General features: G+C 63.6%; 12 protein-coding genes. 7 read left to right on the top strand and 5 right to left on the bottom strand.

Annotation, left to right across the window (positions count from 1 at the left end):
• The first annotated feature begins 71 nt into the window (after window positions 1–71).
• The 3 genes from ACWUKX_RS16040 to ACWUKX_RS16030 are packed head-to-tail and all read left to right on the top strand — an operon-like array spanning window position 72 to window position 3,817.
• Complete coding sequence (locus tag ACWUKX_RS16040; protein WP_456007875.1) at window positions 72–1,550, top strand: mannitol dehydrogenase family protein; 1,479 nt, start codon at window positions 72–74, stop codon at window positions 1,548–1,550.
• The gene (locus ACWUKX_RS16035) at window positions 1,551–2,234 is read left to right on the top strand and encodes an HAD family hydrolase (protein ID WP_456007874.1); all 684 of its coding nucleotides are present in this window, start codon (window positions 1,551–1,553) and stop codon (window positions 2,232–2,234) included.
• Complete coding sequence (locus ACWUKX_RS16030; RefSeq protein ID WP_456007873.1) at window positions 2,231–3,817, top strand: FGGY-family carbohydrate kinase; 1,587 nt, start codon at window positions 2,231–2,233, stop codon at window positions 3,815–3,817. Before ACWUKX_RS16035 ends, ACWUKX_RS16030 begins: the two co-directional genes overlap by 4 nt.
• 26 nt (window positions 3,818–3,843) lie before the next feature.
• Here ACWUKX_RS16030 and ACWUKX_RS16025 read toward each other — a convergent pair whose 3' ends face one another.
• A complete protein-coding gene (locus tag ACWUKX_RS16025) occupies window positions 3,844–4,422 on the bottom strand; it encodes a histidine phosphatase family protein (protein WP_456007872.1) in 579 nt (192 codons plus the stop codon).
• Window positions 4,423–4,696: 274 nt separating this feature from the next.
• Here ACWUKX_RS16025 and ACWUKX_RS16020 point away from each other — a divergent pair, with 274 nt between their 5' ends.
• Window positions 4,697–6,100: an MATE family efflux transporter gene (locus ACWUKX_RS16020; protein ID WP_095517539.1), complete on the top strand. Its 1,404-nt coding sequence runs from the start codon at window positions 4,697–4,699 to the stop codon at window positions 6,098–6,100.
• A 30-nt stretch (window positions 6,101–6,130) separates the two neighbouring features.
• Here the strand turns inward: ACWUKX_RS16020 and ACWUKX_RS16015 are convergent, their stop codons facing one another.
• The 4 genes from ACWUKX_RS16015 to speB form a co-directional block, all read right to left on the bottom strand.
• Window positions 6,131–6,775 carry an amino acid ABC transporter permease gene (locus tag ACWUKX_RS16015; protein ID WP_456007871.1) on the bottom strand — a complete coding sequence of 215 codons (645 nt, stop codon included), beginning with the start codon at window positions 6,773–6,775 and terminating at the stop codon, window positions 6,131–6,133.
• A complete protein-coding gene (locus tag ACWUKX_RS16010) occupies window positions 6,772–7,440 on the bottom strand; it encodes an amino acid ABC transporter permease (protein ID WP_029347214.1) in 669 nt (222 codons plus the stop codon). The genes ACWUKX_RS16015 and ACWUKX_RS16010 overlap by 4 nt, the downstream gene beginning before the upstream one ends.
• A gap of 98 nt (window positions 7,441–7,538) precedes the next feature.
• Window positions 7,539–8,342, bottom strand: a complete 804-nt coding sequence (locus tag ACWUKX_RS16005) for a transporter substrate-binding domain-containing protein (protein WP_456007870.1) — start codon at window positions 8,340–8,342, stop codon at window positions 7,539–7,541.
• A 149-nt stretch (window positions 8,343–8,491) separates the two neighbouring features.
• Window positions 8,492–9,553 carry an agmatinase gene (gene speB / locus ACWUKX_RS16000; protein WP_065011701.1) on the bottom strand — a complete coding sequence of 354 codons (1,062 nt, stop codon included), beginning with the start codon at window positions 9,551–9,553 and terminating at the stop codon, window positions 8,492–8,494.
• 235 nt (window positions 9,554–9,788) lie between these two features.
• Here speB and gcvA point away from each other — a divergent pair, with 235 nt between their 5' ends.
• The 3 genes from gcvA (at window position 9,789) to ACWUKX_RS15985 (ending at window position 13,771) form a co-directional block, all read left to right on the top strand.
• Complete coding sequence (gene gcvA, locus ACWUKX_RS15995; protein ID WP_455838774.1) at window positions 9,789–10,763, top strand: transcriptional regulator GcvA; 975 nt, start codon at window positions 9,789–9,791, stop codon at window positions 10,761–10,763.
• Between the two features lie 239 nt (window positions 10,764–11,002).
• Complete coding sequence (gene pncB / locus ACWUKX_RS15990; RefSeq protein ID WP_287337273.1) at window positions 11,003–12,307, top strand: nicotinate phosphoribosyltransferase; 1,305 nt, start codon at window positions 11,003–11,005, stop codon at window positions 12,305–12,307.
• Between the two features lie 24 nt (window positions 12,308–12,331).
• A complete protein-coding gene (locus tag ACWUKX_RS15985; RefSeq protein ID WP_456007869.1) occupies window positions 12,332–13,771 on the top strand; it encodes a hypothetical protein in 1,440 nt (479 codons plus the stop codon).
• Window positions 13,772–13,874: the final 103 nt, after the last annotated feature.

Genomic DNA, 13,874 nt, shown 5'->3' with positions numbered 1-13,874 from the left:
GGGGGCGAAGGCGCTCTTCTCCCCGTTTCCTCCACCGGGGGGAAGAGCCGTCCCGCTAAAGGGTAAAGCAGATGACCGTGAAACTCTCTTCTTCCATCCTCGCCAAGCTTCCGCCTGAGGTCGCCGGCCCGAAATATGATCGCGCGGCGCTCAAGGCCGGTATCGTCCATTTCGGGGTCGGCAACTTCCATCGCTCGCATCAGGCCGTCTATCTCGACGACCTGTTCAATGCGGGCCTCGGCCACGACTGGGCAATTGTCGGCGCCGGCGTCTTCGAGGGCGAAAAGGTCGGCCGCGGCAAGTTGCAGGAACAGGACTGGCTGACCACCGTGGTTGAGCAGGATGCTGGCCACATGAGCGTCCGCGTCACCGGTGTCATGATCGACTTCCTGATGCCGGGCGCCGCGGCCGCGATCATAGAACGGCTTGCCGATCCGGCGATAAGGATCGTTTCACTGACCATCACCGAGGGTGGCTACTTCATCGACCCGGCGTCGGGCGTGTTCAACCCGACCCATCCCGACATCGTCGCCGATGCGCAGCCGGAAGCAACGCCGAAAACTGTCTTCGGCATCATTCTTGCCGGGCTGATGCGCCGCCGCGACGACGGCATCGTGCCCTTCACAATCATGTCCTGCGACAACATCCCTCACAACGGCCATGTCACCGCTGATGGCGTCATCGGCCTCGCCCGGCTGATTGACGAGAACCTGGCGACCTGGGTGAGCGATAACGTTGCCTTTCCCAACGGCATGGTCGACCGCATCACGCCGGCCACCACTGACCGCGAGCGTGGCATTCTCTCGAGCGAATTCGGGCTCGACGACAACTGGCCGGTATTCTGCGAACCGTTCAGGCAATGGGTGCTCGAGGATCGTTTCACCAACGGCCGCCCGCCGCTGGAAAAGGTCGGCGTACAGTTCGTCAGTGATGTCGCGCCCTACGAGTTGATGAAGATCCGCATCCTCAATGGCGGTCATGCGACCATCGCCTATCCGGCCGGGCTGATGGACATCCATTTCGTCCACGAGGCAATGCAGGAGCCGCTGGTGCGCGGCTTTCTCGACAGGCTGGAGCACGACGAGATCATCCCGACCGTGCCGCCGGTGCCGGACACCGTGCTGGAAGACTATTATCAACTCATTGAGCACCGCTTCTCCAATCCGAAGATCGGCGACACCATCCGCAGGCTCTGCCTCGACGGCTCCAACCGGCAGCCGAAATTCATCATCCCGACCATCGCCGACCGGTTGAAGGCCGGCAAGGGCGTCGCCGGCCTGGCGCTGGAATCGGCGCTGTGGTGCCGCTACTGCTTCGGCACCACAGATAGCGGCGTCGTCATCCAACCCAATGATCCGAGCTGGGACCGGCTGCAGACGACAGCCAGGGCGGCAAAGGATGCGCCTGGCGCCTGGCTGGCCATGGAAGACATCTATGGCGATGTTGGCCGCTCGGCGCCGTTTGTCGATGCCTTTGCCAATGCGCTCAAGGCGCTCTGGGCCGACGGTGCGCGTGCGACACTGACGCGTTACCTCGCCGGCAATCTCTGAATGGCGCCTGAACTGGTCATTTTCGACTGCGACGGCGTGCTGGTTGATAGCGAGGGGCTGTCCGTTTCGGCGCTGCTTAGCATGATCACGCTCGCCGGCGGCAGTGTCAGCGAGGACGCCGCCTATGAGCATTTCCTCGGCAAGAGCATGAAAAACGTCCGCGAAATCCTCGGCCGCGACTTCGGACTTGATATCACCGACCAGCACCTGAGCGAGATGCGCGTCGAGCTGATGCGCAAATTTCGCGAGGAGCTGAAACCGATTCCCGGGATCGGGCAGGTTCTGCCGAGGCTCGCCATGCCATGCTGCGTTGCTTCCTCCGGCACGCTGGACCGCATCCGCTATGCGCTCGACGTCACCGGGCTGCTCGGGCTGCTCGAGCCGCATCTGTTCAGCGCCGCCATGGTGGCGCGGGGCAAGCCGGCGCCGGACCTTTTTCTCCATGCAGCCACCAACATGGGAGCGATCCCGCAAAATTGTCTCGTCGTCGAGGACAGCCCCGCCGGCGTGAGGGCGGCACGGGCGGCGGGCATGCGCGTCCTTGCCTTCACCGGCGGCTCGCACGCCGGCAACCCGGCACTGAAAGCGCGGCTTGCGTCGAGTGAACCGGACTTTATATTCGCTGACATGCTGCAATTGCCCGATCTGATTGCAGGCCTGGGAGCGAGAGCAAGAACACCTTGACGAAAAGTTTCGTTTGCGCGGTCGATGTCGGCACCGGGAGCGCCCGTGCGGGCATTCTCGACACCGGAGGCACCTTGCTCGGCCGCGCCGAGCACCCGATCGTCATGAACCGGCCGAAGGCCGATCACGCCGAGCACGATTCGCAGGATATCTGGTCGGCGGTCTGCATTGCCGTGCGCGTCGCCCGCGAAAAAGCCGGCGTGGCAGCGGAGGACATTCTCGGCATCTCCTTCGACGCGACCTGCTCGCTGGTGGTGCGGGGCAAGGATGGTGGCCAGCTCAGCGTCTCGGTGTCGGGCGACGGGCGCTGGGACACCATCGTCTGGCTCGATCACCGCGCCATTGCCGAGGCCGATGAATGCACCGAAAGCCGCCATGCCGTGCTCGACTATATCGGCGGCGTCATGTCGCCCGAAATGGAGACGCCGAAGCTGATGTGGCTGAAGCGCAACCTGCCCGAAACATGGAACGAAGCCGGCTATCTATTCGACCTAGCCGACTTTCTCAGTTGGAAGGCGACCGGTTCGCTCGCCCGCTCGCAATGTACGCTGACCGCCAAATGGACCTATCTGGCGCATGAAGAGACCGGCTGGCGGCACGACTTCTTCGAAGCGGTCGGGCTCGGCGATCTCTTCGAGCATGGCAATCTGCCTGACAAGGCCAGCCCGGTGGGCGCCGATCTCGGCCGGCTGAGTGCGGAAGCTGCGGCTGAGCTTGGCCTGACCGAAAAATGCCGGGTCGGCGCCGGCGTCATCGACGCCTACGCCGGCGCGCTCGGCGTGCTCGGCGGCTTTGCCGGCGATGAAACCAACATCGGCCGGCATCTGGCGCTGATCGCCGGCACCTCGAGCTGCGTCATGGCGATGTCGCCCGACCCGCAACCCTTTGCCGGCGTCTGGGGCCCGTATTATGGCGCAGCACTGCCGAGCCTTTGGCTGTCGGAAGGCGGCCAGTCGGCCACCGGCGCGCTGCTCGATCACATCATCCGCTGGCACGGCGCCGGCGGTGAGCCGGATGCCGCCATGCACGCCAGGATCGCTCGGCGCGTTGCCGAACTGCGCACCGTCGAGGGCGAGAACCTTGCCGGAAGGCTGTATGTGCTTCCGGATTTCCACGGCAACCGCTCGCCGCTCGCCGACCCGCATGCCGTCGGCGTCATCAGCGGGCTGACGCTGGATTCCTCCTTCGACAGCTTGTGCAAGCTCTATTGGCGTACCGCCGTAAGCATTGCGCTAGGCGTGCGCCATGTGCTGGAAGCCCTGAACGAGAACGGCTATCTGATCGACACGCTGCATGTCACCGGCGGCCACACCAAGAACCCGCTGCTGATGGAGCTTTATGCCGACGCCACCGGCTGCACGGTCGTCGAGCCGCTGGCCGACGAGGCGGTGCTGCTCGGCACCGGCATGATCGCCGCCACCGCCGCCGGCCTTTTTCCCGATTTGAACGCCGCCTGCGTCGCCATGCAGCAAGGCGGCAAGACGCGAGAGCCCAACTCGGCGGCCGCCGGCCGGTTCGACCGCGACTATCGTGTGTTTTTGGAGATGCACCGGCAGAGGCAGGCGCTGGACGCAATCAGATAGACGCGAACAAGCCTTTAAAGCGTCTGCTATCTCTGGTTCCAGCTCCGGATAATTGGTTCGCTAATGTCGTGCTCATAGCCGAGTACGCTTGTGCTGGCGGTATCCAGCACGAACAGAGCTCCATTTTGCGGCGGCAGGCCGAGCCAGCGCGTAGCCAGCACCCGCAGGAAATGAGAGCTTGAAAACACCAGGACATTGCCGTTGACGCCACGCAGCTCGTCGATGATCCGATCCGCCCTTGCGCCGACGTCCTCTGCCGCCTCGCCATCAGGGCAGCCGTCGCGAAACAGACGCCAGCCGGGGCGTTCGATGAGGATCTGCTTTGTGGTCAGCCCCTCGTAAGCGCCGTAATCCCATTCCGCCAGATCGGCCTTCTTCACGCCGGCCGAACCGAAGCCGGCCAGCGTACAAGTCTTGAAAGCGCGCTGCGACGGGCTCGACCAGACAGCCTGGAACGAAAGGCCCTGCAACCGCTCAGCGACCCGCCCGGCGGCCTCCTCGCCGGCAGGCGTCAGCGGTATGTCGGTCAGGCCGGTGTGCTTTCCGGAGGCGCTCCATTCCGTCTCGCCATGCCGAACCAGATAGATTTCGGGAAACGCGCTCATCCGCATGCCTTTCGATGGAATCTGATATCATGCCTGCTCTTCAGGTCAGTCAGCGACGCAACCATAGCGGCTTCTGCGCTCTCTCCAAACAAGCGGGAATGAGACCGTACGCGCTGGCTCAACTCTTCCTCTGAGTCAGCCTCTTGCCATAGCTGCCCATTTCGTAGACAAGCCGGGCTGTTAATGCGGAATCCGGGCCGATCACGGCTCTTTTCCGCGCTGAGACGCGGCTTCCGGCCTTTTTGCCGACGCGCCGCAATCGGATAGGCGAAAAATGTCTGCGATCGAAGCCGGCGCTCGCGCGCCGGAAAATCTTTGGCGTCAGGAAATCAGGGCGACGCTGGCGCTCGCCTGGCCGATGGTGCTCACCAATCTCGGCCAGACCGCGATGACCGCCACCGACGTCATGATGATGGGGCGGCTGGGTCCGGACACGCTGGCCAGCGGTGCGCTCGGCGCCAACCTCTATTTCATGCCGCTGATCTTCGGGCTCGGCCTGATGCTGGCGACCTCGCCGATGATCGCCACGGAACTCGGCCGCCGTCGCCATTCCGTGCGCGATCTGCGCCGCACCGTGCGGCAGGGCCTGTGGCTGGCGATCCTCATCTCAATCCCGATCTGGATATTTCTCTGGTACGGCGAGGCCGTGTTGCTGGCCATGGGTCAGGAACCGGCGCTGGCACATCAGGCCGGCATCTATCTGCGCTGGCTCGAATGGGCGGTGCTGCCCTTCTACGGCTATATCGTCCTGCGCTCGTTTATCTCAGCGCTGGAGCGGCCGGGTTGGGCGCTGGTCATCGTCTTCGTTGCCGTCGCGTGCAATGTCTTCTTCAACTGGGTGTTCATGTTCGGCAATCTCGGCGCTCCTTCGATGGGCATCGCCGGCTCCGGCCTCGCCACCACGCTGTCCAGCACGCTGATGTTCGTCGGCATGGCGGCGGTGGTGATGCTTGAGCCGAAGTTTCGCCGCTACCAGCTGTTCGGGCGCTTCTGGCGGGCCGACTGGCCGCGCTTCAAGGGCCTGCTGCGGCTCGGCCTGCCGATCGCCGGCCTGCTCGCCTTCGAGGTGACGATCTTCAACGCGGCAGCCCTTCTCATGGGGCTGATCGACGCTGCCTCGCTTGCAGCGCATGCCATCGCCATCCAGATCGCCTCGATCAGCTTCATGGTGCCGCTCGGCCTCAACCAGGCGGCGACGGTGCGTGTCGGGCTCGCCCATGGCGCCGGCAATCCGGAAGGGGTTTCCCGCGCCGGCTGGACCGCCTTTGTCATCGGCGTCTCGTTCATGGCGCTGATGGGGCTGGTGATGATCCTGTGGCCGCAACTGCTGATCAGCGCCTTCATCGATCTTGGTGAACCGGCCAATGCCAGGGTGATCGGGCTTGCCGTGTCGTTCCTGGCCTTTGCCGCGCTGTTCCAGATTTTCGACGGCGCGCAGGCGGTTGCCGCCGGCATGTTGCGCGGCCTGCACGACACCAAGGTGCCGATGATCTATGCAGCGATCGGCTATTGGGGTATCGGCCTGCCGCTCGGCGTGCTGCTGGCCTTCTATTCCGGGCTCGACGGCGTCGGCATCTGGATCGGCCTGTCGTTGGGGTTGGCGGTGGTGGCGGCGCTGCTTCTGGCCCGCTGGCTGCGGCGCGACAGGATCGCGCCGCCGCTCTCCTTTGGGCATTGAAGCAGAATCCCGACGGTCGACCGGTGCGGCTCAGCGGGCCGCGGCGCGTTCAAGCCTGCGTGCATATTGCGTCAGCGGAAAACACATGACGAAGAAAATCAGCGCCACCAGCCCATAGACGGTGAAGGGTTCGAAGGTCGCATTGTTGATCGCGTTGGATGTCCTGACCAGTTCCTCGAAACCGATGATCGAGGTCAGCGCGGTCGACTTGATCAGCTGCACCAGGAAACCGACAGTCGGCGCACGGGTGATCGAGAACGCCTGCGGCAGGATGATCAGCCGGAGTTCCTGCAGATAGTGGAAGCCGAGACTGGCGCCGGCATCCCACTGGCCGCGCGGCAGCGCATCGACGCCGCCGCGCCAGATCTCGGCGAGATAGGCGCTGGCGAAAAAGGTGAGGCCAAGCGCTGCGGCGGTCCACGGTTCGATGCGCAAGCCCAGCATCGGCAGGCCGAAGAACATCAGGAAGAGCTGCATGAGCAGCGGCGTTCCCTGAAAAAGCGCGATGTATCCCGATGCAAGCCGCTGCGCCCATTTATTCTTGGCGATCCGGAAGAACAGCACGAGCATCCCGACCACGCCGCCGCCGACGAAAGCCGCCAGCGACAGAAGCACCGTCCAGCGCGCGGCGAGCACAAGGTTTCGGACAATATCCCAGAAGGTGAATTCGATCATGACACGCCGGCTCCCAGAGCGCGGCGGCCGCCGCTGACCAGCAGCCGGCGCAGCCCCATCGACAGAAGGAGATAGACGATCGTCACCACGAAATACGTCTCGAATGCGCGGAAGGTGCGCGCCTGCAGCATGTCGGCCTCGTAGGTCAGTTCGCGCACCGCGATCTGCGACACCACGGCGGACTCCAGCATCATGATGATGATCTGGCTGGTCAGCGCCGGATAGATCACCTTGAGCGCCTGCGGCAGCACGATCTTGACGAACACCTGACGTGGCCTGAGCCCAAGCGCCAGTGCTGCTTCCGTCTGCCCGCGCGGCACCGCGTCGAGCCCGGCGCCGACGATCTCGATCGTGTAGGCCGCCATGTTGAGCGTCATTGCCAGCATGGCGGCCAGCAGCGGATCCAGCCTTATGCCGATGCTGGGCAGCCCGAAGAAGATGAAGAACAGCTGCACCAGGAACGGCGTGTTGCGCATCACCTCGACATAGACGGCGATGGCCCGCTTGAGCAGCACGGGGCCGTTTCGCCGCCCAGCCGCGCCGAGGATGCTAAGCAGCGTCCCGGCGAGGGTGGTGATGACGATCAGCAGGATCGTCGTGCCTGCACCGCGCGTGATCGCGCCCGCGGCACCGGCAAGCCAGCCGAAGTCCAGGTTATAGCCCATGAGGATAGGTCCTGACCCTTGAGCATTTTGGGGCTAAATGCGGCAAGACAAACGGTAGAGCGGTGCCGGTTCCAGGAGAGCCGGAGCCGCTCTGGAGGTCAATCCTTGAGGTTGTCGGGATTGAGCGGTGTTTTGAGCCAGGCTTTCGAGCTTTCGTCCAGCTTGCCGTCGGCCAGCATCTTGGCGACCGCGTCGTTGACCGCCTGCTTCAGGCGATCCTCGTTCTTGTTGAGGCCGATATGCGACGGCGAGGTGAGAAGCTGGAACTTCTGCTCCGGCTTCAGTGCCTCCTGGCGGGCGAGCACCTGGGCGCCGACATCGTTGCCGACGACCATCAGCTGGGTCTGGCCCGAGATGAAGGCCTGGATGACGGAATTATAGTTGTCGAAACGGCGGATGTCGGCCGAGGCGGGTGCTGCCTCGGTCAGCGACGTATCTTCCAGCGTGCCGCGGTTGACGGCGATCGACTTGTCGGCGAGGTCGTCCTTGCCTTCGACCTTGAGCGCGGCGGGGCCGATCACGGCGATATAGTAGGGCGCGTAGGCGGCGGCGAAATCGATCACCTGCTCACGCTCCTTGGAGTAGCCGACGCTCATCAGGATATCGACGCGCTTGTCGGTAAGATACGGAATGCGGTTCTGGCCGGTCACGCTGACCAAATTGAGCTTGACCTTGAGCTGGTCAGCGATGAACTGCGCCACGTCGATGTCATACCCCTTGATGCTCATATCGGCGCTGGCCGAGGAGAAGGGCGGGAAGTCCGAGAAAATGCCGACATTGATGGCGCCGGCCTTGGTGATGTCGTCGACCGCGTCGGCATTGGCGGCCTGGGTGGCAAGACCAAAGCCGGCGAGCATCAGCACGCCGGCGATGGATGATTTGAGCTTCATATGAAGTGCCATTGTCGTTCCCCTGCTGGAAGCTTGTTCGTTTTGAAAGCGGCCGCCGGCTCCAGCGCGGCGCTCGCCTTGGAACTTCTGATTGGACCATGATCTGTAGGTCTGCGGAGCAACAAACCGGTGTCCGCCGTCGGGATCGTGGTCTGAATGCGTCAGGCCCCCTTGCCTGAGATCGCCGGGCTGAAGACCATCAGGCTGAGGATCTCGAACAGCACCTGCGCGCCGGCATGGGCCGTGTTGGTGGTCGCGTCATATTGCGGCGCCACCTCGACGACGTCGCCGCCGACGATGTTGAGGCCCTTCAGGCCGCGCAGCAGTTCAAGCACCTCCCGCGTCGTCAGCCCGCCGACTTCCGGCGTGCCGGTGCCGGGCGCGAATGCCGGGTCGATGCTGTCGATGTCGAAGGACACATAGGTCGGGCCATCGCCGACGATCTGGCGCGCCTTCGCGATGATGGCGGGCATGCCGAGGCCGGTCACCTCTTCGGCATGCACGACGGTCATGCCGGATTCGTAGGTGAACTCCCACAGATACTCGGCCGAGCCGCGGATGCCGATCTGGATGGTCCGTGACGGATCCAGCACCCCGTCCAGCACCGCGTTGCGGAACGGCCCGCCATGGTGGAACTTGGTCATGTCGAACAAGCCGCTGGTGTCGCAGTGGGCGTCGATATGGATCATGCCGACCGGCGCTTTTTTGCCGACGGCCTTCAGGATCGGATGGCTGATCGAATGATCGCCGCCGACCGATAGCGGGATGACGCCGGCATCGACGATCTGGTTCGTGCGACGCTCGATGTCGTCATGGCTGGTTTCCAGCCGGTAGCGGCTCTGGAATGGCACGTCGCCGATGTCGGCCACCTTCAGCTCGTGTGTCGGCGCGCATTCCAGCACGTGGTTGTAGGGACCGATGCGCTCGATGGCGCGCAGCGCCCTTGGCCCGAAGCGGGCGCCCGGCCGGTTGGTCACGCCAAGGTCCATCGGCACGCCGATCATCGCCACCTGCAGATCGCCGAAATCAGGATTGTCGGCGGCAATTTCCCGGTAAGGCGCGGCGAGGAAGGTCGGGATGCCGGAATAGGGCGCCAGCCGCGTGCCGCTCTTGGAGAAGATCTTGTCGGCGACGCGCCGGAATTTGGGGTCGAACATCTCGCCGCCATGGCTTTCGCCATATTTGCGGCGCAACGCTTCGAGCTTGCCGCGATCATAACCCATGTCGGTCCTCCATGGCTGGTGCGGAGCGGCCATCAAATGACGGTCGCCGTCCTGCCGGCTGCCTGCGGATTTCACATCTTGATGCTGTTCGACCCAAAGTGTCTTGCAGCTGCTTTGAAAAATCAATTGATATTGTTAGGGTCTTTGCTGTGAGAAAATCTCACATTAATGTTGAGCACGGTCGTATCCGGAGACCGGGTTCCACTTTTCGGGATCGTGCTCCTTTGAGGCTCCGATGGCCAAGCGTCTGCCTCCCCTGAATCCGCTGCGCGCCTTCGAGGCAACGGCGCGCCATGCCTCGCTGACCAAGGCGGCGGCTGAGCTCAACGTCACCCACGGCGCCATCAGTCATCAGATCAAGGCGCTCGAACAGTCGCTTGGCGTCAAGCTGTTCGAGCGCGCCGGTCAGCGGGTGAAGCTGACGCCGCACGGGGCCGAATTGCTGCCGGCGGTGTCGACCGCCTTCGACGGCATCGCCGCCGCCACGCAGCGCATGACAAGGCCGGCGAGCACCGGCGCCCTCTCGGTATCCTGCGTGCCGGCGCTGCTGTTGCTGTGGATGATCCCGCGGCTCGGCAGCTTCACTTCGCAATATCCGGACATCAGGCTGACGCTGATCCCGTCCAATGACGCCAAGGACGTCCGCGCGCCACATATCGACGTCTGCGTGCACTATGGCGACGGCAGCTGGACCGATTGCTGGATGCGCAAATGGTCGGGTCTCGAACTGTTCCCGGTGGTCAGCCCGACGCTGATCAACAACCGTCCGATCCGCACCGTGCGCGATCTCGCCGACCACGTCTTCCTGCATGGCGACGACGGCCGCGAGTGGCACACCTGGCTGGCCGCCGCCGATGCGCTCGATCTGGAGCGCGGCCGCCGGCACCATCTCGGCGACGCGCGCATGGCGAGTGAGGCGGCCGTTCATGGTCACGGCGTGGCGCTTGGCGATACTGTGACGGCAAGCGGGCTGCTCGCCCGGGGACTGCTTGTCGCGCCGTTCAGCCTGTCGGTGCCGGCGGTCGACGATTTCTACGTCGTCTGTCGCAACGAGATGAGGTCGGCACCGATCGTGCAGCTGTTCATCGACTGGCTGTTTGCCGAGAAAGAACAGGCCGACGGCCGCGCCGATGCGCCGGTGGCGGGCCGCATCGGCATCCGCCGGAAGCGCCCGGCGCTGCGGGTGGTCGGCCCCAAGACCGCTTCCTGAGGCCGCGATTGCCGAAGCCGTATGCTTGCCGCCGGCTTTTCTTTTTGTCGGGCCAGCCCGCAAAGCGGGAGGCGCTTTCAAAAATTCAATGCTAAGAGGCATTTCGCTAAAGCAATTCCAGGAAAAGTGCGCAGCGGTTTTCCGTTCGGAATTGCGTGAAAACAAATTTAGAGCGGTTCAGCGTTTCTATCCAGAAACTGCACCGGTCTAGGAGCGAGCAGTGAAGGCGGCATCGAGACATGACCAAGACCGATATAGCGCGGCGCGTCTACAACCACACCTGGAAGCTCGACCCGATCGTCCGCAGCCTGCTCGACACCGATTTCTACAAGCTGCTGATGCTGCAGATGATCTGGGGCATGTATCCCGAGATCGACACCACCTTCTCGCTGATCAACCGCACCACTTCGGTTCGCCTTGCCGATGAGATCGACGAGGCGGAACTGCGCGATCAGCTCGACCATGCCCGCACCTTGCGCTTCTCCAAGAAAGAGATGATCTGGCTCGGCGGCAATACCTTCTATGGCCGCAAGCAGATCTTCGAACCGGAATTCCTCGCCTGGCTTGAAAATTTCCAGCTGCCGGAATACGTGCTTTCCAAGCGCGATGGCCAGTACGAGCTCACTTTCAGCGGTCCGTGGATGTACACGACGCTGTGGGAGATCCCGGCGCTCGCCATCATCAACGAATTGCGCTCGCGCGCCGCCATGCGGGCGCTCGGTCCGTTCGCGCTCGACGTGCTCTATGCCCGCGCCAAGGCCAAAATGTGGGCCAAGACGGAGCGGCTGAAAGCGCTGCCGGATATCCGCATTTCGGACTTCGGCACGCGCCGCCGCCATTCCTTCCTGTGGCAGCGCTGGTGCGTCGAAGCGCTGAAGGAAGGCATCGGCGAGGCTTTCACCGGCACCTCCAACGTGCTTTTGGCCATGGATAACGACCTCGAGGCGCTCGGCACCAATGCGCATGAATTGCCGATGGTGCTCGCCGCCCTCGCCAATTCCGAAAAGGAGTTGAAGCAGTCGCCCTACAAGGTGCTGCAGGACTGGCAGCGCTACTATGGCGGCAATCTGCTGATCGTGCTGCCCGATGCTTTCGGCACCGCTTCGTTTCTGCGCGATGCGCCGGACTGGGTCGCCGACTGGACCGGCTTTCGGCCCGACAGCGCGCCGCCGATCGAGGGCGGCGAGAAGATCCTTTCCTGGTGGCGTGAAAAGGGCAAGGACCCCAGGCAAAAGCTGCTCATCTTCTCCGACGGGCTCGAGGTCGAGACCATCGAGGAAACCTACCGCCACTTCCGCGGCAAGGTGCGCATGTCCTTCGGCTGGGGCACCAACCTGACCAATGATTTCGAAGGTTGCGCGCCGACCAACACCAACCGGCTCGACGCCATCTCGCTGGTCTGCAAGGTCACCGAGGCCAATGGCCGCCCGGCGGTCAAGCTGTCCGATAATCCAGCCAAGGCCACCGGCGACGAGAAAGAGATCGAACGCTATTTGCGTATATTTGGCGAGAAAGACCGCGTGGAGCAGCTGGTCAAGGTGTGAGGGGCGAGGGAACTCTTGGATAGCATGAGTTCCTTCGCCGTAGTGCGCTGCCGGTTGGCAATAGCAATACCCTTTGCGGCTTCATTGATCCTCCTCGCGCCCACCCCCGCCTTTGCCCATGCCTCCGATCGCGGCCACGTCCTGCTTCTGCCGACGGGCTACTACGTCGCCGGCGGCGCGCTTGCCGTTGCCGCCAGCTTTCTCGTCCTCGCGCTGCTGCCGTCAGACTTTCCCGCCCGCTTCTGGCGGCGGCGCCTGCCGCTTTTCGCATTCGGCAACGGCGCAAGGGCAATCGTCAGCCTGATATCCTTTGCCGGCTTTGCAATTCTTATTGCGGCCGGCTTGTTCGGCAGCCGCGATCCGCTTTCCAACCCGCTGCCGCTGGCCATCTGGACGCTGCTCTGGGTTGGGCTGGTTTTGCTGCAGGGGCTGCTCGGCAATCTCTGGTCATGGCTTAACCCATGGTACGGGCCTTGCCGTGTCATTTCCCGCCTGTTCGGCAAGCGGCAGACATGGCGCCCGCCTCCGTGGCTTGGCTGCTGGCCGGCCGTCGTGCTGTTCTTCGCCTTCGCCTGGTTCGAGCTGATCGACCCGGCGCCCGACGATCCGGCGCGGCTCGCCTGGGCCGCCGGTTTCTATTGGCTGCTGAGTTTTGCCGCCATGCTGGTGTTCGGCTACCGCGACTGGAGCCGGCGAGGCGAGTTCCTGGCCGTCTTCTTCGCCATGATTGCACGATTCGCCCTCCTTGAGCGCAATGAAGTCGAGCGCAGTGAAGGCGGTCGGCTCAGTCTGTGCTGGCCGGGCGCCACGCTCAGCGATGCCGCGCCGCTGTCGCTCAGCGGCATTGCTTTCCTGCTGCTTGCGCTGTCGTCGGTCTCCTTCGATGGCCTGTCGAAAACCTTCTTTTGGCTCGGCCTGTTCGGCCTCAATCCGCTGGAGTTTCCGGGCCGCACGGCGGTGATCGGCATCGGCACCTTCGGGCTCGTGCTGACGTTCGTCTTGCTTGCAGCCGCGTTCATCCTTGCCATTGTCCTTGGCCAGCGTCTTGCCGGCAGCCCGCATTCCCTCAGTCAGGCCGCAGGGCTGCTGGTCTGGTCGATCGTGCCGATCGCGCTCGCCTACCATGTCGCGCATTACCTGACGGCGCTGCTGGTCGATGGCCAATACGCCATCGCCGCTCTTTCCGACCCGTTTGCGCTGGGCTGGAACCTGCTCGGCACCGCCGGCATGCAGATCGAAGCCGGCGTGGCGGCTGGCGCCGGCTCGGCATGGTGGCTGTGGAATCTCCAGGCCGGCGTCATCATCGCCGGCCACATGCTCGCCGTGCTCGTTGCCCATGGCCTCGCCTGGCGATTGCACCCGGTTCCCGCTCGCGCCGCGCTCAGCCAGTTTCCGCTCACCGTGCTGATGATCGCCTATACGGTCTTCGGCCTGTGGTTACTTGCCACGCCTTCAGTCGGATGAGACAAAAGCCCGGCTCGATGGCGTCGATTGAACGTTGGGGAAAGCCCGCTTGCCACACCAGGGCTTTGATGATTTAGTTTGTACACATGCAATTTCGGCGCTC

The organism is Mesorhizobium sp. f-mel (assembly GCF_053850215.1).
Note: the sequence above shows the minus strand (reverse complement) of the source record. Positions and strands in the feature narration are given on the sequence as shown.